The sequence below is a fragment of the Priestia sp. 10L35 genome, assembly GCF_056395685.1.
On record NZ_JBFTKA010000002.1, the window covers coordinates 762,991 to 782,196 of the forward strand.

Annotated in this window: 17 protein-coding genes; 4 read left to right on the plus strand and 13 right to left on the minus strand. The window is 38.4% G+C overall.

The genetic code is table 11. From position 1 onward, the window contains the following. Nucleotides 1-5: 5 nt before the first annotated feature. Entirely contained in the window at nt 6-1,412 is a 1,407-nt protein-coding gene (nhaC, locus tag AC1DEF_RS09865; protein WP_097823609.1) for a Na+/H+ antiporter NhaC, read from the minus strand. A gap of 277 nt (nt 1,413-1,689) precedes the next feature. On the opposite strand from nhaC, the gene msrA reads away from it, so the two are divergent. Next, nucleotides 1,690-2,646 carry a peptide-methionine (S)-S-oxide reductase MsrA gene (msrA, locus tag AC1DEF_RS09870; protein ID WP_141425870.1) on the plus strand — a complete coding sequence of 319 codons (957 nt, stop codon included), beginning with the start codon at nt 1,690-1,692 and terminating at the stop codon, nt 2,644-2,646. A gap of 3 nt (nt 2,647-2,649) precedes the next feature. On the opposite strand, the gene AC1DEF_RS09875 is transcribed toward msrA, so the two are convergent. After that, nucleotides 2,650-3,345, minus strand: coding sequence for a YqjF family protein (locus AC1DEF_RS09875; protein ID WP_097823611.1), 696 nt, complete (start codon nt 3,343-3,345; stop codon nt 2,650-2,652). Nucleotides 3,346-3,364: 19 nt separating this feature from the next. Continuing rightward, entirely contained in the window at nt 3,365-4,318 is a 954-nt protein-coding gene (locus AC1DEF_RS09880) for an NAD(P)/FAD-dependent oxidoreductase (protein WP_097823612.1), read from the minus strand. Nucleotides 4,319-4,517: 199 nt separating this feature from the next. Between AC1DEF_RS09880 and AC1DEF_RS09885 the strand changes: the two genes are divergently transcribed. Further along, a complete protein-coding gene (locus AC1DEF_RS09885) occupies nt 4,518-4,850 on the plus strand; it encodes a hypothetical protein (RefSeq protein ID WP_013056747.1) in 333 nt (110 codons plus the stop codon). A 35-nt stretch (nt 4,851-4,885) separates the two neighbouring features. Here the strand turns inward: AC1DEF_RS09885 and motB are convergent, their stop codons facing one another. The 3 genes from motB to AC1DEF_RS09900 form a co-directional block, all read right to left on the minus strand. Beyond that, nucleotides 4,886-5,719, minus strand: coding sequence for a flagellar motor protein MotB (gene motB, locus AC1DEF_RS09890; RefSeq protein ID WP_025752068.1), 834 nt, complete (start codon nt 5,717-5,719; stop codon nt 4,886-4,888). After that, complete coding sequence (gene motA / locus AC1DEF_RS09895; RefSeq protein ID WP_013056745.1) at nt 5,712-6,506, minus strand: flagellar motor stator protein MotA; 795 nt, start codon at nt 6,504-6,506, stop codon at nt 5,712-5,714. The genes motB and motA overlap by 8 nt, the downstream gene beginning before the upstream one ends. Before the next feature lie 129 nt (nt 6,507-6,635). Continuing rightward, on the minus strand, nt 6,636-6,779 hold the full coding sequence (locus AC1DEF_RS09900; RefSeq protein ID WP_014460421.1) for a hypothetical protein: 144 nt from the start codon (nt 6,777-6,779) through the stop codon (nt 6,636-6,638). A 140-nt stretch (nt 6,780-6,919) separates the two neighbouring features. On the opposite strand from AC1DEF_RS09900, the gene AC1DEF_RS09905 reads away from it, so the two are divergent. Next, nucleotides 6,920-7,198, plus strand: a complete 279-nt coding sequence (locus AC1DEF_RS09905) for a hypothetical protein (RefSeq protein ID WP_013082883.1) — start codon at nt 6,920-6,922, stop codon at nt 7,196-7,198. A gap of 13 nt (nt 7,199-7,211) precedes the next feature. Here the strand turns inward: AC1DEF_RS09905 and AC1DEF_RS09910 are convergent, their stop codons facing one another. From AC1DEF_RS09910 to AC1DEF_RS09940, 7 genes are all read right to left on the minus strand, one after another. Next, complete coding sequence (locus tag AC1DEF_RS09910) at nt 7,212-7,871, minus strand: serine/threonine-protein kinase (protein ID WP_097823613.1); 660 nt, start codon at nt 7,869-7,871, stop codon at nt 7,212-7,214. Nucleotides 7,872-7,990: 119 nt separating this feature from the next. Next, a complete protein-coding gene (locus AC1DEF_RS09915; protein ID WP_080781701.1) occupies nt 7,991-9,277 on the minus strand; it encodes a cytochrome P450 in 1,287 nt (428 codons plus the stop codon). Nucleotides 9,278-9,384: 107 nt separating this feature from the next. Continuing rightward, on the minus strand, nt 9,385-10,878 hold the full coding sequence (locus AC1DEF_RS09920) for an aldehyde dehydrogenase family protein (RefSeq protein WP_013082880.1): 1,494 nt from the start codon (nt 10,876-10,878) through the stop codon (nt 9,385-9,387). Nucleotides 10,879-11,006: 128 nt separating this feature from the next. Further along, the gene (gene pulA, locus AC1DEF_RS09925; protein WP_097823614.1) at nt 11,007-13,988 is read right to left on the minus strand and encodes a type I pullulanase; all 2,982 of its coding nucleotides are present in this window, start codon (nt 13,986-13,988) and stop codon (nt 11,007-11,009) included. A 79-nt stretch (nt 13,989-14,067) separates the two neighbouring features. Further along, nucleotides 14,068-15,462 carry an L-cystine transporter gene (locus AC1DEF_RS09930; RefSeq protein WP_097823615.1) on the minus strand — a complete coding sequence of 465 codons (1,395 nt, stop codon included), beginning with the start codon at nt 15,460-15,462 and terminating at the stop codon, nt 14,068-14,070. A 253-nt stretch (nt 15,463-15,715) separates the two neighbouring features. Beyond that, nucleotides 15,716-16,084, minus strand: coding sequence for a hypothetical protein (locus AC1DEF_RS09935; protein WP_013082877.1), 369 nt, complete (start codon nt 16,082-16,084; stop codon nt 15,716-15,718). A gap of 104 nt (nt 16,085-16,188) precedes the next feature. Beyond that, a complete protein-coding gene (locus tag AC1DEF_RS09940; RefSeq protein ID WP_097823616.1) occupies nt 16,189-17,472 on the minus strand; it encodes an ATP-binding protein in 1,284 nt (427 codons plus the stop codon). Nucleotides 17,473-17,797: 325 nt separating this feature from the next. Here AC1DEF_RS09940 and AC1DEF_RS09945 point away from each other — a divergent pair, with 325 nt between their 5' ends. Beyond that, nucleotides 17,798-19,174 (plus strand): M28 family peptidase, encoded by a 1,377-nt coding sequence (locus tag AC1DEF_RS09945; RefSeq protein WP_097823617.1) that lies wholly within the window; start codon nt 17,798-17,800, stop codon nt 19,172-19,174. Nucleotides 19,175-19,206: the final 32 nt, after the last annotated feature.

Consider the following 19,206-nt stretch of genomic DNA (forward strand, 5'->3'; position numbering starts at 1 on the left):
CTCTTTTATTTTGCTATAGCAGAACGCTGTTTTTCCTCTTTTACGTACCAAATGAATTTCCCAGTATATCCGTAAATAATCGCCAAAATAATAGAGACAAAGCTGAGCCACATAAACGGCAGATAAGCGAATGTAGAAATCCCAAGCGTTGTAGCTAAAAATACACCGTTGTCCGTCCACGGAACCATCCCTGAAGTTAAGGTTCCCCCTACTTCTGAGTTACGGGCAAGCACTAGACGCTGTATTCTTAACTTGTCATAACTTTTCTCCATAATTTTCGGTGTTAAAATTAATGAAACATACATTGCACAACCAAATATATTCCCTAATAATCCAACCAAAATAGTAGAAGCCGTAACGTTTCCTGAATTGACAAGAATTTTTTCGAATTTAGATAGCAGGACTTCTAAGACACCGAGCTCATCTAATAACCCGCCAAAGCCTAGTCCAAAAATAATGACAATAATGGAACCGACCATGCTTAAAATTCCGCCACGATTTAACAGCTCACTTAAAAATGTGTTGTCGGTATTAATTTTAAATCCTTCATAAGCCGTATTAAATGCGCTCGCCACATCCATATGTTGAAAGACAACTGCCCATATAATTCCTAATAATGAGCCAATGGCAATTGATGGAAGAGAAGGTTTCTTTAATGCTAAAAGGACAATAACAGCCAAAGCCGGAATCAGCATCCACCCGCTGATATGGAATGTATCCAACAGCGAAGATTTTAATCCGTCTACCCGTCCAGCATCAAAATCTTTTCCTCCATACATAAACCCTGTTACCGTAAATAATACTGCCGTAATGACGTAAGCAGGAATATCCAACACTAACATTGCTTTTACATGATCAATAACGTTCACTCGAGCCATTGACGCAGATAAAATGGTACTGTCAGAAAGAGGAGAAAGCTTGTCTCCAAAATAAGCTCCTGAAATCACAGCTCCAGCTACTAAAGGAAGCGGCATGCCTAAGCCTTGTCCGATTCCCATCATCGCGATTCCGGCTGTACCAACCGTTCCCCAAGATGTTCCTGTTGAAATCGAGGTAATAGAGCAAATGATAAGTGTAGCAAGTAAAAAGAATGTTGGATTAATAAACTCTAGTCCAAAATAAATAAGAGAAGGAACAACTCCTCCGGCAATCCATGTTCCAATTAACGTACCGACGGCTAATAAAATTAAAATAGCTTCTAAGCCGTTTGATATTCCTCTTGTAATGGCTCCTTGCAGCTGATTATACGTATACCCAAGTCGTACTCCTAGCGCCATAACAATAAACCATGAAATAAATAAAGCGAGCTGAATAGGTAAATCCAAAACAGTTGCAAATGAAATAACAACTGCTAAAAATAAAGCAAGCACAATCATTATCTCCCACATAGATGGTAAACGGGTTGTGTTCAAACTAGCTCCTCCTAAACTGGTATGTAGATTCTGGAATGTGGTATCGTTTAAGAGTAAAACGTCCTTATTCTATTCTTTAATTGTTCCTCTTACTGCTTGAACCTATGTACTTCTTTGAATGCTTAAACAATAAACTGCATCTTTTTAAGAACATAAAATAAGGATACTCGTATAAACAATAAGCCATTTTTCTTTTATCCAGTGGTCATAATACCACAAGAGCGTGCTTTCTTACAAGACTAGTTATAAAGCGCTTTCTGATTTTTTATACATTTTAATGCATAAATATATTTTTATTTATTTCATTCAACGAAAAGAGGTAAGTAACGTGAAAGAATATGCAACATTTGCGGGAGGATGCTTTTGGTGCATGGTCGCTCCTTTTGATCAGCTTCCCGGAATCAGCAGTATCCGCTCAGGCTACGCTAAAGATAAACAAATCACTTCTGAAGCTAAACAGGAAAGCGAATACGTAGAAGCAGTACAAATTTTATGGGATCCTTCTCATATTACGTTTGAAGAACTGCTTAACCTGTATTGGCAGCAAATTGACCCTACGGATTCCGGCGGACAGTTTTCAGACCGCGGACCGTCATACCGAGCCATTATTTTTTATCACGACGAAAAACAAAAAGAAGCGGCTTTCGATTCTAAAAAAAATTTAGCCCAAAGCGGACGCTTTAAGCGTGCTATCGTCACACCTATTTTACCTTTTTCTTCTTTTTATGAAGCAGAAGAGCAGCAGCAGGATTATTATCGAAAAAACACATTTCACTATAAATTATACAAAGAAGGCTCGGGGCGAACTGATTTTTTGACACAGCATTGGCCAACGGACCGCTCCTATCTAAAAAAGGTTCTAACGCCCATGCAATATTTTGTTACGCAGGAAAACGGAACCGAACCTCCTTTTACAAATTTATATTGGAATAACAAAAAACAAGGAATTTACGTTGATCTTCTAACGGGAGAAGCACTGTTTAAAACGTCAGATCAACTCCCTTCCCATACAGGGTGGCCGGTTTTCAAACGCCCTATTTTATACGGAAATATAAAAAAAGTTCCGATGCAGCATGAAACAGCACTAAAAAGCAAAGAAGGAAATAACTATTTGGGTTTACTATTAACCGAAGAAAACAGCGAATACTATCAAGTAAATTCCGCGGCTTTGCGCTTCATTCCAAAAGAGAAGCTTAAAGAAGAAGGGTATGAAGACTTTTTAATTTTGTTTTGATATTTATACTTTTTTAAAAGGATAAAAATAAGCAGTGACTTGATTGGCATAGTGCACAATTAAATCGCGATTGTCCGCCGGACGAAAAAAAGGCTGAGTAATAGAATCATCTCTTATTTCACACTCCCCTTTTTGCAGCTCCCAAGGATCATGATAAAGATCTCCTCTGTAGACATTTCCTTGATGAGTGGTAAATAAGCAGTAGCGCTCTGTAAGCCAATGAGCTAATTCTCCTTCTCTACTGCGATAGGACGGAGAAATACCTCTATATGTAAGCTTTACTCGCTCTTTTTGTGAGTCTCTGTGCGTTCGAACTGACTGAAAAGAAATATGGTTCTGAGTTTTGTTGAATGTCATAGCAGCGTGGTAATAAGGCAAATGAAAAAACTGACGAGCAATCCATACCCCTAGTGGATTGCTTGCGTCTAAACTAAAAAAATAAACGCCTTTTTCCCCTTTATATGTAACATATGTACGCACATTCAGCTCATATAGCCGTGAAAAGATAGGAACTGCGGGCGTTCCTTTAAATCGAATGTCTGTCATCGTAAAAGGCACAAGTGCAATCCATCCTTGACCATCATAGGTGTCAGGCTCTAACTGACTAGGCAATAAAGAAGCCAAAAATGCCGGATCTACAGGCCAATGAATAAACAGTAAATCTTTCCACGTTTGTTTCATTATCCAATTATTTTTCACTTCTTGGTCCCTCCTTTTTCTAGATGTTCTTTCCCATTAATTCAGCGGCTGCCGATTTCCCTGACAAATATGCGCTCTCTAACCGTGAGTGATTTGTTTCGTCTTCCCTTCTTAAAAAAGCATCTCCTGCCACCAGTAGCGACGGCATAATTTTAGCAAAGGGCTGATGAAGAACTTGTTCAGCCTCTGCATAGCGCCATTTCTTTAACTGAATGCTTTTAATATGATTTGCACCTATCCATTCTTTTATTTCATTTTTTATCGCCCGCAGCAGCTCATGTTCATGTTCATCAAAATGTTTTTCTGACCAGTCTTTATTCATATATATGCTAAGAACGGGCGTCTTTGATATTCCTTTTTGCTCATGATTAACGATTCTTTGGATTGTGCCAGAAGGATTCGTGATTTGACCATGATCACCATACAGCATCTCTGTGTAAAGCTCCACGATAGCAACCAAGCAAGGACTAAATTTCAGTGTATTAAGAATTGATTGGTCCGCTTGCAGCTTACTATTATTAAGTACCTCAACAACCTGAGGAGACGGAGCTGTAAGAATGATATCAGTCGCTTCAAAAATCTCATTTTCTTCTGTATACAGCTGATACCTTCCGTTTCGAAAATCAATAGCTTGAACTTTTCGATTCACGTATACGCGTAAATCTTCAGCTAAATATTTAGCTAGCGCATTCATCCCATTCATACTTTGATACCGAGGATGATGGTCACCAAACCACTTCTTAACCTTTCTATCAGCTATCCATTTATTTACGTCTTGTTGAAATTCATCGGATCTCACTGTAAAAAATTGAGCTCCGTGATCTGCTTTTCCCTCTCCTACTCTTCGGGTAGCCATTCGTCCCCCTACACTTTTACCCTTATCAAGAAGAAAGACCTCTATTCCTTCTCTTTGTAATTCAGCCGCTGCTGTAAGGCCCGCCATTCCAGCACCTACTATTCCTACTCGTCTCATTTTTTCCTCCTTATTTAACGCATTTACTTACAGTATAAAAAAAGCGGAATGATTGAGCTAATTTAAACTGTCTTTTTCATTTAACTGCATTTCTGCTTGTCTCAAAAAAGTAGTCTACGATTCCTTTCAGCTGAGTATACTTGTTGTATACAAATATATCTTTACCTGCTAGCACGTCTATAGATAGGAGGACTGTCATATGATGCTCTATGATATTAAGCACAAAGTATATTACGAAGTATTTAATACAGCTCGCCCTAAAATGAAGGACGCTCACCAAGGCCGAAGCTGGGGATATGTTTATAAAAATCTCAATGGACAACCTACAAAGTTTTGGATTGACTTTACGCATGGACGTTTTATGTACTTTCAAGTTGAAGACAAGTGGTATCGCGTGCAATATTTGCAGTCCAATGATAAGAAAAAAACAGCGGATGTCTTTAAAGGAGCTCTCATTGACTTGATTTTAGATGGAATGGATCTCAAGTTAGTACGAGGAAACTTTGAAAAGAGAAGACTCTTAGCTTTATGACACATAGAAAAACAGCCGTAAAAGCAGGACTGCTTTTACGGCTGTTTAATTGTACGAGGAGTAATCAATATTTCAACCCTCCTATTTTTCGCTTGTCCCTCTGCTGTATTATTAGATGTCACCGGCTTGAACTCTCCAAATCCTTTTGCACTGAACATGCTTGGATTAAGCTTATCGTTTTTTAAGATAACTTTCATAAAGTTAACTGCTCTCATCACGCTTAACTCCCAGTTGGATTCAAAACCAGCGTTGCGAATAGGTACGTTATCGGTGTGACCGCTAATAATAATATTACGAGGAGGATCAATCACCAAAAGCTCTGAAATATCATTGGCGATTTTTGTATCTTCACTCCGAACTTGTGCTCTTCCCGAATCAAACAATACATTGTCTCGAATGGAAATTAAGAGACCTTCCTCGGTTAACGAAGTCTGTAATTGATTTGTTAGGTTTTTCTTTTGAATATACGCATTAATTTTAGATTGAATTTGCTGAAGCTCTTCTTGATCAGCTTCTCGAATGGTTTGCTCCTTTTGTTCGCTCGTTAACGATTGTGAAGAAGCAGGAGACTGATTGGGGGCTGTCTCCACTTCATTTGTTTTTTCCGTACTTTTAGCTGCAGGGGTATTTGAAGGCTGAACCGCTTCTTCAGATTCCTGCAGAGATTGAAATTCCATCACGCCCGTTCCTCCAACGAACGCTTCATTAAATGCGCGAGAAAGGTTCTTAAATTTCTGCGCATCCACTGAGCTCATTGCAAACAATACAATGAATAAAGCAAGTAAAAGTGTAAGCAAATCTGAGTAAGGAAGCAGCCAGCTTTCGTCAACATGGTCCTCTTCATGCTTTCGTTTTCTGCGTCTACTCATTTATGCCCACTTCACTTTCTTGAAGAAGCTTTTTACGTTCCGCTGTTGGCAAATAAGAAGCCAGCTTTTGCTCAATTACTTTTGGTGTTTCTCCTTCTAAAAGTGAAAGCACTCCTTCGATCATCATATACTTTACCTTTACTTCATGTTTCGATTTACGCTTTAGTTTATTTGCAAACGGATGCCATAGTACATACCCAGTAAAAATACCAAGAAGCGTAGCAACAAACGCCGCGCTGATCGCATGTCCTAGCGTATCTGTATCTTCCATGTTCCCAAGCGCAGCAATTAACCCTATAACAGCTCCAAGTACACCCAGAGTTGGAGCATATGTACCTGCTAAAGCGAAAATACTTGCACCCGTTTGATGTCTTTCTTCCATAGCATCAATTTCTTCAGACAACACGTCTCGTATATAATCCGCACTTTGACCATCAATAGCTAAATTCAAACCATTTTTTAAGAAAGGGTCATCTACATCAATAATTTGGGCTTCAAGTGATAGTAACCCTTCTTTTCGAACAACTTGTCCCCATTCAGAAAACATGGATACTAAATCAACGGGCTGCAGCATTTTTTGTTCTTTAAACAGGACACCAAACAGTTTTGGGACTCTTTTGATTTCATTTGAAGGAAATGCAATCACTACTGCTCCGACGGTTCCGACAATAATAATTAAAATAGCAGCGGGATTTCCTAACACAGATGGATTAACCCCTTTGAAAAACATACCTACAATAAGAGAGGCTATTCCTAAAATCAGTCCAATAAAAGATGTTTTATCCATATGTAATTCTCCTATCCTTAACTTCCTGTTCTTTCTTTTTGTGTATTTTATCCTCATCTTTTATTTCGACTATTTCATAGAATTTTTAAGCCTTTTATGAATCATATTTATAATTACAGCTTTTCTCTATTATAAAAACACTTTTTTCAACTTTTCATACAGAATATCTGAAGGTCCAGCTATAATCGCTACAATTTGATTTTCCACATAAATAGCAGCCGTCATCTTATTATCAATATCAGCTAAAATGGCAAATCCGACGTTAATGTTCAAGTTTATTCACCTCTGTCACGTTCTTGTTTATTCAACATATAAAAAGAACAGTCTTACCATTTATTTTTCCGTGTCTTATTGACATTTGTAAATTTTATATTAAGATTATGTAAATGAGTTGACAAAATGGAGGTGATATCATGCTACTAGAAAAATACTGTAAAGACACTGATTTATTGATTATCCAGTTTACAATCGAACTAACAAAAGACATTCACGCTAAAATCTCCGCACGTACTTTATTTTATGAAGAACAGGTGATACGTTATGCTGAAAAAAGAATACGTTCTTTCTTACATCCTCTTTCCCTTAAACATACGCTAAAATTTGTCTATCAATCTGAAATACTACAAACCATTCTATTCAAATTAAAACCAACTTTTGAGCAGCAGCATGTATTGCGCTGTATTTCATCTTAAAAAGGAGTTCCCTTTAGCGGAAACTCCTTTTTGATTTGATTCTACGATATAGACGATATGCTTTTCTGATAACGTTTAAAAGCGGATACGGCAAGCGGATATGGTACTTATCAATAAACGGATAAAAGGTGTAATAAGCTTTTACAAGGTCTGTCCATTTTTTATCAATACCTTCTTTATAAAAGTCAGAGATATCCACCACATACCCTCTTCCATCTTTCATCATGACATTTTTACCATGCACATCATACGGGTTTAAACCCTGGCTTCTTGCATAGTCCAAAGCTGCGTTCACATCTTTTATGACTTGTTCTGGAATCTTTATTCCCCGCTGGACGGCATCATACAAGGTAACGCCTGTAAGTCTTTTTAAAATCAAATACGTCTTTCCCTCATGAAAAAGTTGAGAATAAGCTGGGTGAACGCCCAGCTGTCTATACACTTGCGCTTCTTTCTTTACACCATAAATTTCTCTTCCGTATACTTTCACGACAAATTCAGGATAATTTTCGTGCGTAAACACACCGGCATAGTTTCCTTTACCAATAAGTACCCACTCTTTTGTTTTGTTCGTAACTTCAACTGGATCATAGTCACTTTCACTTTGAATCGTAACTTGCGTTAGTAATGATGTTTCAACTAGCGACACTAACTGTTTAATTGTTTTATCCATAGTCCCCTCTAAAAATCCTTCAGTAATCTCTATCAAATATTACCCTATGATAAATCTCAATGCAGGATGTGTCAATAAATTGACAGCCTGATATAAAGAGGGAAAGTATTCCCGTTCATTCAAGACTGCGCGTGAACTTTGTGAACATTCACCTTCAGTTCTTCTTTCATATTCAGCATTACGCCCGCCATCGGAGCAATAGATTCGGGCTCAGTCAGCTGAAATAAAAAGCGCTTTGTCATTTCTGACAGAAAAATGGTTACTATTTCAGTGATATAGTCCATGCCCCTTTCCGCTTGATGCTCAATCCCAAGCGGCATATACATATAGCTTGGGACATCAATGGACCCTCCTTTTTCAAAACGGTCAGGTAAAAATTCACTTGGCTCTAAAAAATAATCTTCATGGCGATGCATCATATAAGGGCTAATTAACATAATCTCCCCTTTTTTGATACTGTAGCCATCTATTTGTATATCTTCACGTGCTTGACGCCCAAATAGCCAAAGAGGCGGATACAACCTCATGCTTTCAGCAATTATTTTGCGCATATAGGTCAGATTTTTGGTTGAAAGTGATTCGCCGCTAGCATAGGCTTGAATTTCTTTATGCAGCTGAAGGTGCTCCCTAGTATTTTGAGACAGTAAATGAATAGACCAGCTGCATACGTGCGTAATCATTTCATACATCGAAAGGAATATAGAATTTAGCTGTTCATATATTTCTCTTTCATCGCTGTCTTCTCCGTAAGAATTCAATATATACTGCAGTAAATCATTTCCTTCGGTTTTGTTTTGAACACGCATTTGAACGCGTTCAAAAAGGAGTTGTTCTAGCTGCTCATCTGAGTCAAGCTGGTGCAAAGGTAGACGAATATAAATTTTGCCTAACTTTTCTTTTTTTCTCATAAGCGCTTGAACATAGTGAATTTTATCTTTCTCCTCAATCGAAATGCCAAATACAAGTTGAAGGAGTACAGCTACGACTATCTGTCTTATGTCTTTTACTATCGTTCGAAGCTGCCCTTCTTCCCACGTTTCCGTATGCTTTTCAATTATTTTTGCGATTGCTTCCTTATTATAAGTTAGATGTTGTTTTAGTTGTGAGGGTTGAATGGGGCTCATATATAATGCTTCATCTGTCCATAACATTTCTTCGCCTAGCAGCGTTTTAAACATATGCGTTAGTTTAATTTTTTGAAACGCCTTGCTGTTTGTAATGACTACATCTTTAATAAGTTGAGGGTCTCTCGTTACATAAAAGCGTTTGTGCGCAACTCTAAATGTTGCAATTTCTCCATACTGAGTCAAGTTTTCCAAAAAACCCAGTGGGTTCTCTCTAAACTTTTGCAGGTGACCGGTAAGCTTATACGACGAGGGGCCCTGTATAACCGGCAATGTTATCACTCCTTTTCTAAAAATGCGGGACTTAAACAAATAAAAGAGTAGTCCACTAAAGACTACTCTTTTTCACACAAAGATATGCTATTGATTTTCACAAAAATTCTTACTTATTATTCCATATTGATCCATACGCTTTTCACTTCAGTGTAGTTATCAAGCGCATAGCTTCCCATTTCACGACCAATTCCCGACTGTTTATAGCCTCCAAACGGGCTTGCTGCATCAAATACGTTGTAACAGTTCACCCAAACTGTACCTGCTTTAATACCATGAGCAATATAGTGTGCTTTCTTTAAATCCTGTGTCCAGACGCCCGCTGCTAGACCATATGCTGTATCATTTGCTTTGGCAATTAAATCATCGAGATCGTCAAACGGCATAGCAGCTACAACCGGACCGAAGATTTCTTCACGAGCAATCGTCATTGAATGATCGACATCTGCAAAGATAGTCGGTTCTACGAAATAGCCTTGATCAAATGGAATGTTTCCTCCTGCGAGTACTTCCGCTCCTTCTTCAATTCCTTTATCAATATAGGTTTTCACTCGTTTTTGCTGCTGCGCAGATACAAGCGGACCCATTGTCGTCTCATCTGCTAATCCATTTCCTTGTTTAATAGATTTCGTTTGAGAAACTAAATCAGCTACGACATTATCATATAAGCTTTTTTGGACATACAGACGACTTCCAGCACAACATACTTGTCCTTGATTAAACATAATACCTGAAAGCGCACCAGGAACTGCTTTTGTTAAGTCTGCATCCGGGAGGATAATGTTTGGTGATTTACCTCCAAGCTCTAACGTCACACGCTTTAAGGAGTCGCTAGCTTGCTTCATAATTGCTTTTCCGACAGCAGTAGATCCTGTAAAAGCAATTTTATCGACAAGATCATGATGAACGAGCGGTTCACCTGCTGTTTTCCCGTAGCCTGGCACAATGTTTAGCACGCCTTTTGGGAACCCTGCTTCATCGGCTAGTCGAGCCAAGTAAAGTGCAGAAAGCGGCGTTTGCTCTGCTGGTTTGAGCACAATTGTACATCCAGTTGCCAAAGCAGCTCCGAGCTTCCAAGCGGCCATTAAAAGCGGGAAGTTCCACGGAATAATTTGGCCAACAACTCCTACTGGTTCATATCTTGTATAGTTAAAGTACGCTCCTTGCACAGGAATAGTTTGTCCAACCATTTTAGTTGACCACCCAGCAAAGTAGCGGAAATGTTCGATTGCTAGTGGAATGTCTGCATTTGATGTTTCACGAATTGGTTTTCCATTATCAAGCGTTTCAAGCTGCGCAAGCTCCAATTGATGTGTTTCCATTAAATCAGCTAATTTATAAATAAGTCGACTTCTTTCAGCTGCTGACATCTTTGTCCAAGGTCCATGATCAAAGGCTTCTCTAGCCGCTCTGACGGCACGATCAATATCCTCTGGATTTGCTTCAGCTACATCTGCCAACTTTTCACCCGTTGCTGGATTTACTGTTTCAAACGTTTTTCCTGAAACAGAGTCTACCCATTCGCCGTTAATGTATAGCTGTTTTACTCCTTTTAAAAACTCCACTACTTTCGGACTCATTTCAACTTTTTTCGCTCCAAGATTTTGCATCAAATACATACCTCCCCACGAATTTTGAAAACGCTAACAATGAATATTTTACCATGTTATCTAGTAAAATCAACAATTTCGCATACAATATTCTGAATTTTTCTACATTTATTCTAGTTATCTAAAATTTATCTTACTAGCACAAATGTCGAAAGAGGCGAAACGTTTACTGTATTTCCTTTCACCGTACGGAGCGTTTTTGTTCCTGCCTGCTCGCCGTCAACAAGTAATCTCCACGTTCTGTTAGAAGGCAGATGAACCGTTTGAGCTTGTTTATTTGCATTATGAATTACCATTATTTCGTTTGCTTTATCTTTATTGGCTTTAGCATTTAACGTATAACCTACTACGTTTGCTGGTGCATCAACAAAGCGTAAATTTTGATGAATAGCCTGTGCACTCGTCATTCTAAATGAGGAATATTGCTTTCGAAGCGCAATAAGTCCCTTCATATAATCTACTTCTTGGCTGAAAGCTGCTCGGCGCTTCCAATCTAGCTGATTGACAGAATCGGGTGACTGATAGCTATTATGATCTCCGCCTTTTGTTCTCATAAACTCTTGACCTGCATGTATAAAGTTCATTCCTTGAGATGTTAAAATAATAGAAGAAGCAAGCTTATGCATTTGCTTTTTCGTTTGCTCGGTGTCAGCAGGGTTCGTCAGCTGAAGCTTATCCCATAACGTATGGTTATCGTGAGCTTCTACATACGTCACAACTTGATCCGGGTCTTCATACGTGGCAGTGGAATGATCATAATCTATTCCAGCTGCTATACTTTGCTGTATGAGCTTTTCTTGCCCCTGTTTTCCATTAACAAATCCGTTGTCATGATCAAAAAATACGCTGCCTTTAAGACCATCTCGCATACCGTCATTAAAATGAGCGATGCGCTTCATATCCTGAGCGTTTTTCTGATTAGCTTTTAGCTTAGCATCAAGCTCGGTTCCTAGATCCCAGCCCTCTCCTAAGACGATAATGGAAGGGTCAATTTCATCTAACTTCTTTCTCACTTCATTCATTGTCTTTGTATCGTGAATCCCCATTAAATCAAATCGAAACCCATCAATGTGGTACTCTTTTGCCCAATACGCAATAGAATCTACAATAAACTTCCGAACCATCTTCCGTTCAGACGCCGTGTCGTTTCCAACACCTGTTCCGTTGGATAAAGTTCCATCTTCTTTATAACGGAAGTAGTAGCCTGGAACTAATTTATCAAAGCTATGCTCACTCACTGCATACACATGATTATAAACCACGTCCATTACCATACGAAGCTGCTTATCATGAAGCGTTTGAATCATTTGTTTAAGCTCAATGATTCTCGTCTTGGGATTATATGGGTTTGTTGAATAGGAACCTTCTGGGACGTTGTAATTTTTCGGATCATATCCCCAGTTAAACTGCGGCTCGTTTAATTTCGTTTCATCCACCGTACGATAATCGTAAATAGGCAGGAACTGAACGTGCGTCACACCTAAATCTTTAATATGACTGAGTCCTGTTTTTACTCCATTTGGTCCTTTCGTTTTCCACTCCGCTACGCCTAAATATTTTCCTTTATTTTTGATACCACTCTCTTTTTGAGACGATAAATCTCGTACGTGCAGTTCATAGATAATCGCATCTTCTGGATTTTTAAATTTCGGCTTATTTGCACTCCACTTTCTCGGATTTGTCTTAGGCAAATCTACGACAACTCCGCGATCTCCATTCACCGTTGTTGCTCGTACATATGGATCAACCGCTTCGCTCCAGCTGTTCCCAATTTTCACTTTGTACGTATAAATTAGTTCATCATGATTTCCTTTTAACTCCGCTTTCCACGTTCCTTTTTCACTTTTGATCATAGAAATTTCTTTTACAGCTTTGGAGTTCCATGATGAATAAGTCACTAGCTTGGCTTCGCTTGCGGTTGGAGCCCATACGCGAAAATTTGTTTGTTTCTTAGAATACGTGTTTCCTAAATCGTTTCCGCTATATGCATACTTTTCGTCAAATTCTTTCGTGCGAACGACATTTCCATTGACTACATCAGCTGAGCCGTAGCCTTTTTGCTTCACTTTATACGTTTTTGTAACGTCCAAAGGCTGTTTTGTTATGATTTTAACTTTAGTAGTAGCAGCGTCTTCTCCCTCTTTATAAGGTATCACTTTCTCAATTTGAGCTCCGTCAATTTCAATGTCTCCTAAACTCTTAGAAGAGTCAAACGGCACGTTTGTTTCTAAGGTGATTTGATTAAATGTATCCATAGTCGCTTTCGTGATTTTCCGAGTGATATCTACTCCAGCTCTATCATAATAAATTCGATTTTGTCCTTGAACAATCCATACTTCTACATTCCCATCTTTACCAACCTTGGTAATAAAGCGCTCTCCTCCGTCTTTATTTTCCCAATCGCTGTCACTAGTAGAATGGCGTACAATAAAACCAATTTTGTCAAATAAATTACCACTTCCACTGTTAATGGCGTAGGTCGCCCTCTTCCCAAAATTCGTGTCTTCCGTAAATTCGATTTGCTTCCCTTCTTTTTCATCACCTGGCCATGTCCAAATGTTCCACCCGCTGTAATCTCCGTCGTACCGATGATAATTTAAGGTAACGTTTACTTTATCGAACTTCGGTAAATCTCGGTATTCACCGTCAGGAGGAGACGTATATGTATGTTCATCTCCACTTTTCACCCATACTTCTCCTTCACCGTTCTCCACCGAAACGAAGCGGTCTCCTCCATCTTTTTCCCACGACTCTGTTCGAACAATAAAACCTACTTTGTCATAAGTACCGGGTAATTCAACTTCCGCTACTTTTCCAAATTGATCTTCCTCTGTAAATACGTAAGGCTTCCCTTCTCCTCCTTCAGGAAAAACCCATAATCCCCATTCCTTTGTATCATTTGGAGCAGGCTGATAGTGAATCGTGATTTTAGTTGAGTCTGCTGCAGATGCAAACGATTGCATAAATGGGCTAAAAAAAGAGCTTACTAGTAAGAGTAAAGCCATCAGTACCATTGCATATTTAGTCCAACTACATTTCAATGAAAACCCTCCCGTAAAATAAAGTACGTACACATTTTTCACTATAACCTTTTTTGAAAGCGTTATCATAAGTATTTTTTCCTATTTTATGTCGATAAAGAAAAAAAATCCATAGTTAACAATGTTAACTATGGATGACGTATCTCTTTTACACTTCTGCTGTTTCAGGTGAGATAGTTTGATCGTTATATACGTTTGTATCTAGCTCTTTTGTTAATTTACTAGTGACGACTCCGGCTGTCATGCTTCCACTTACATTAAGCGCCGTACGCCCCATATCAATCAATGGCTCTACTGAAATTAATAAGCCTGCTAGCGCTACGGGCAAATTCATAGAAGATAATACAAGTAAAGCCGCAAATGTCGCTCCTCCGCCAACACCTGCTACGCCAAACGAACTAATTGCTACAATGGCAATCAACGTGAAAATAAATGAAGGCGTTAAGGGATCAATACCTACCGTTGGTGCAATCATAACGGCTAACATAGCTGGATATATTCCAGCGCATCCGTTTTGACCAATTGTAAGACCAAATGAACCTGCGAAATTCGCAATTCCTTCTGGAACCCCTAACTGTCTTGTTTGTGTATTAACATTCAAAGGTAATGCTCCAGCACTTGTACGGGAAGTAAAAGCAAAAGCCAATACAGGAAATACTTTCTTAACATATGTGATCGGATTTACACCGATGATTGTTAGAATAACTAAATGAACAATAAACATAGCTGCCAATGCGACATAGGATGCTACAACAAATTTTCCAAGTTTAACAATTGCATCAATATCACTCGTTGCTACTGTTTTGGTCATAATTGCGAGTACTCCATAAGGAGTTAACCGAAGAATTAGCGTCACTACACGCATTACAATTGCATAAAGCGTATCAATAATTTTTGAAAATAACGCCGCTTCCTCAGCCTTTTTACGCTTCACGCCTAAATACGCAATTCCAACAAATGCCGCAAAGATGACAACTCCAATCGTGGAAGTTGAACGTGCGCCTGTTAAATCAAGAAACGGGTTAGCAGGTAATAATTCTACTACTTGCTGCGGGATTGTTTTTGCTTCTAAACTAGATAAATTATTTTCTAAGTCCTCTCCGCGCTGAAGTTCCGCTTCCCCTTTTGTAATTTGGACAGATTCTAAATTAAAGCTCGTTGTTGTAAAAATACCAATTGCAGCTGCTATCGCTGTTGTGACAAGCAAAATCCCAATAATTAAACTACTAATCTTTCCAATATTGCTCGTCAATTTTAAGCGAGTGAATGCCGCTACAATCGATACAAATACAAGCGGCATAACAATCATTTGCAGAAACTTAACATATCCGCTTCCTACAATGCTAAACCAATCGGCGGTCGTCATCGTTACTTCATGAGTCGGACCATACACCCACTGAAGAGCAAAGCCAAAAATAATCCCTAGTCCAAGCGCTGTAAACACACGCTTTGAAAATGATACATGCTTTTTCTGCATCATAAACAGCCCCGCAAGCAATGCGAGCATAATGAGGATGTTTATGATGACTAATAAGTTATTCATAGATGTTCCCCCTGTAATTTTTTCCATAAATCATGTCTCTATTACTTATAATATAACAATACCAATAAGTCAACTAGGTTTTATGTTTTTTCCTGAAGACAGTTTTTTTGAATAATTTTGACAAAACAAAAAAGCTAAGGATTTTCCTTAGCTTTCTATTTTACGCTTGTATGTACTTCAGTGGTCTTTTGCCCCGTTACCAGAGATGGTCTTTCTTTCATTACACCGGATGTACTACAATTCATATATAGGATTACATTTCATATAATTCATTTAGCCATTTTACAAACAAATGTCTGGGTAATTCTAGTTCGTGAAGCTCGACATATTGAATATCAGATAGCGTCGTCCCTCTAGCCATATAAAAGTACCACTGCCAGCCAATATCTTTAGCAATGGCATAGGATTTAGCTAGATCTTGTCTATTATCTGTCTGCTGCATATCATTCATCCACTGCGTTTCATCCGCTTCATACTCATAATAATGGAGAGTATATTTATCACACCAATACGTAAGGTCCTGATGGGAAAACGGATTTTCTCCGTCACATACTTGAAGCAATAGCATTCTTAAATTTTCCGGTGTATACGGTAATATAATTTTTTGATCTGCACGTCTCATTTTGCTACCTTCCTGACATGTTCGTTTCTTTTATTACATCATGTACGGCTGCGTTTAGCAATAAGAAATGGATGACGTTTTCATTACTTTTCGTTTACAACATTTCATTTGCTTGCAAAAACCGCCGTATCTTCGACATACAGAGGCAGTCGGATTTTAACAATCGTCCCTTTGTTCTGTTCACTCTCAATCTGCAGGGTACCGTGATGATCATGAATAATTTTGGAGCTGATTGTTAATCCAAGCCCCATTCCTTTTTCTTTTAAAGTAAAAAACGGTTCTCCTATATGTTCTAGACGGTCTTTAGAAATTCCTACTCCTTCATCTCTAACTTCTATAAAAATATGGTTATCCTTCGCTGTTTTGATTGTAATGTAAATATTTCCAGGCCTATCCATGGCTTCAATTGCGTTTTTAAAAACATTAAGTAATACTTGAATAAGGTGGTTTTTATTTCCATACACACTAGCGTTATTTGTTTGTTCATCGTATAAGAAGTCAATGTTTTTCAATAAAGCTTCATGGGAAGTTAAACTCATTACATACTTAACCGCTTCTGTAAGAGAAAACACGCGAAAATGTTCACTTTCAGGTTTTGACAAAAGGAGCATTTCACTGACAATACCATTAATTCGTTCCAGCTCATCAAGCATGATGTTAGCATACCCTATTGCGGATCGGTCTGTTTCTTTCATGAGCTGAACAAACCCTTTAATACTCGTAAGCGGATTTCTAATTTCATGAGCAATTCCAGCAGCTAATTCGCCTACTACAGAAAGCTTTTCCTTTTTTATCAGAAGCGCTTCTGCAAGCTTTTGCTGAGTGATATCTCGTCCAATTGTGATAAGAGCTTTTCTTGAGCCATCATCAAAAAACACAGGTACTTTAATAACATCAAATGTTTTGACCTCGCCGTTTGGTATTTCAAACGCTTCTTCCGTACGTACCTTTTCCTTTTTCCTCCAAGCTTCTTCATCCGATGAAATACAGTGTAAGAAAGCAGCTTGAAAGAAAGGGACAAGCTCCCCAAGTTCTGCATCGGTTTTACCCCTGTAATCAATACCCTTTAAATGATAAAGTTCTCTTCCAAAATCATTCACCGCCACCCATTTGCCAGCCCCATCTTTGAAACAAATAAAATCTGGCATTGAATTTATTAATGTAGCAAGCTGATACTGTTCATCAGACACCTGGGTATGAACCGAACGCTTATGAAGTAAATAAAACGTTCCAGCCGTTACGCCCACTAGTAAACTATCTTTTATCAAACTGCTAAGAGCATATGCTCCTTTAAAAAATGCCATTGTTTGAAAGACGATGTACACCCCTACAAGCAGAAGACCCGCTACCGCCGCTGCTTTTCGTACACCCTCCCTATTTTTTATCAATATTTCCCACCAGCCTTTGTTTTTTAAGTGAATACTCTCTATGTCTCATCAATTAAGTTCTGAATATTCTTCTTACTTTTAAACTAGTTTACCTTATTTTTTTATTCTTATCTAATACCTTTTTTTATTACTTTTGACACAGTTTCTTTTATCCTCTTTAGTTGTTTCCACATTTTCATTTTATTTGAATTATTTTCTCTATCAAAATAGGAATTTAGATACGGAATATCCTGGAACATTTAGGTAATAATACTCTTTTTTGTATTTTCTTAATATTGTAAATTCTAGTAGTACCAACTACATCGATAAATTTAGGGGGATTTTAATGAAAAAAACCGTGATTTCTTTGGCTGTAGCAACAAGTTTGACTTTATCTTTTACAAGTGTACAAGCTTCTACTTCTGCAAATGCTTCTCACCATCAAAGTTCTGAACAAAAAGTATTAAAAAAAATCAATGCTGAGAAAATTTATCAAGACATTGCGTATCTCTCAAAAAAACCTCGTGTGGCAGGAACTGAAGCTGAACGCGAAGCTGCTACATTTGTTCAAAAGCGTTTGTCTAAACTAGGCTATGAGAGCGCAGTAGAGCCTTTTACCTTTACCGGTTACACACCAGCAGCTAGTTTTTCACTAAGCGTAAACGGTACCAGCTACTCTCCAACAACTTTTACTTATAGCACCAATGGAAATGTCACTGCTGAAATTGTAGATGGAGGGCTGGGTACAAAAGATAATTTAGCAAACAAAGATGTAACAGGTAAAATTGTATTAGTTCAGCGAGGCACTATTACTTTTGGTGAAAAAGTATTAAATGCTGCTGAAAAAGGGGCTGCAGCCGTCATTATTTTTAATAATACAGACGGTGAGCTAAGCGGAACGCTTGGCGGCGCTAATGATAACTACATTCCGTCTCTTGCTGTTACCAAAGAAGAAGGTGAAAAGATTCTTACTTCTATTCAAAAAGGCGAAAAGCCTTCAGGTACAGTAAAAATTGAAGGAGCTGTCGTAAGTGAGCGAACATCTTATAATGTAACCGCTACTAAACCTTCTACTTTTAAGAAAAAAGGAACAAATGATATTATTGTAGTAGGTGCTCATCATGATTCTGTGGCCGGAGCGCCTGGGGCAAATGACGATGCTTCTGGAACAGCAATGGTGCTTGAATTAGCTCGCGTATTTAAAACTCTTCCTACTGATACAGAACTGCGATTTGTTACATTCGGAGCTGAAGAAGTAGGCTTACTAGGATCCGAGCATTATGTTAGTGAGCTATCTGAAGATGAGAAAAATCGTATTGTTGGAATGTTTAATTTAGACATGGTGGGAAGTCGAGATGCGGGAGATTTGGTGATGAATACAGCTGATGGAACACCAAATCTTGTCACAGAATTAGCTCAAGCTTCAAGTACAAGATTAAATGGATCACCTACGCCATTCCAAGCTGGCGGCCGCAGTGATCACGTTCCTTTTGCAGAGGCAGGAATACCGGCTGCTCTATTTATTCACAGTCCGTCTGAACCTTGGTATCATACGCCTGAAGATACCCTTGATAAAATAAGCAAAGAAAAACTTCAAGATGTGGCTGAGATTGTTGGAACAGCTATTTACGATCGTTCCCGTCCCGATCAACAAGGTTCTTCAGTTAAAAAGAAAGCAACATTTAAAGCTCCTCATCTTTATCACGAGCAAGATGTTAAATAAGAATCTGTCCCTGTTATTCATACATGATCAAA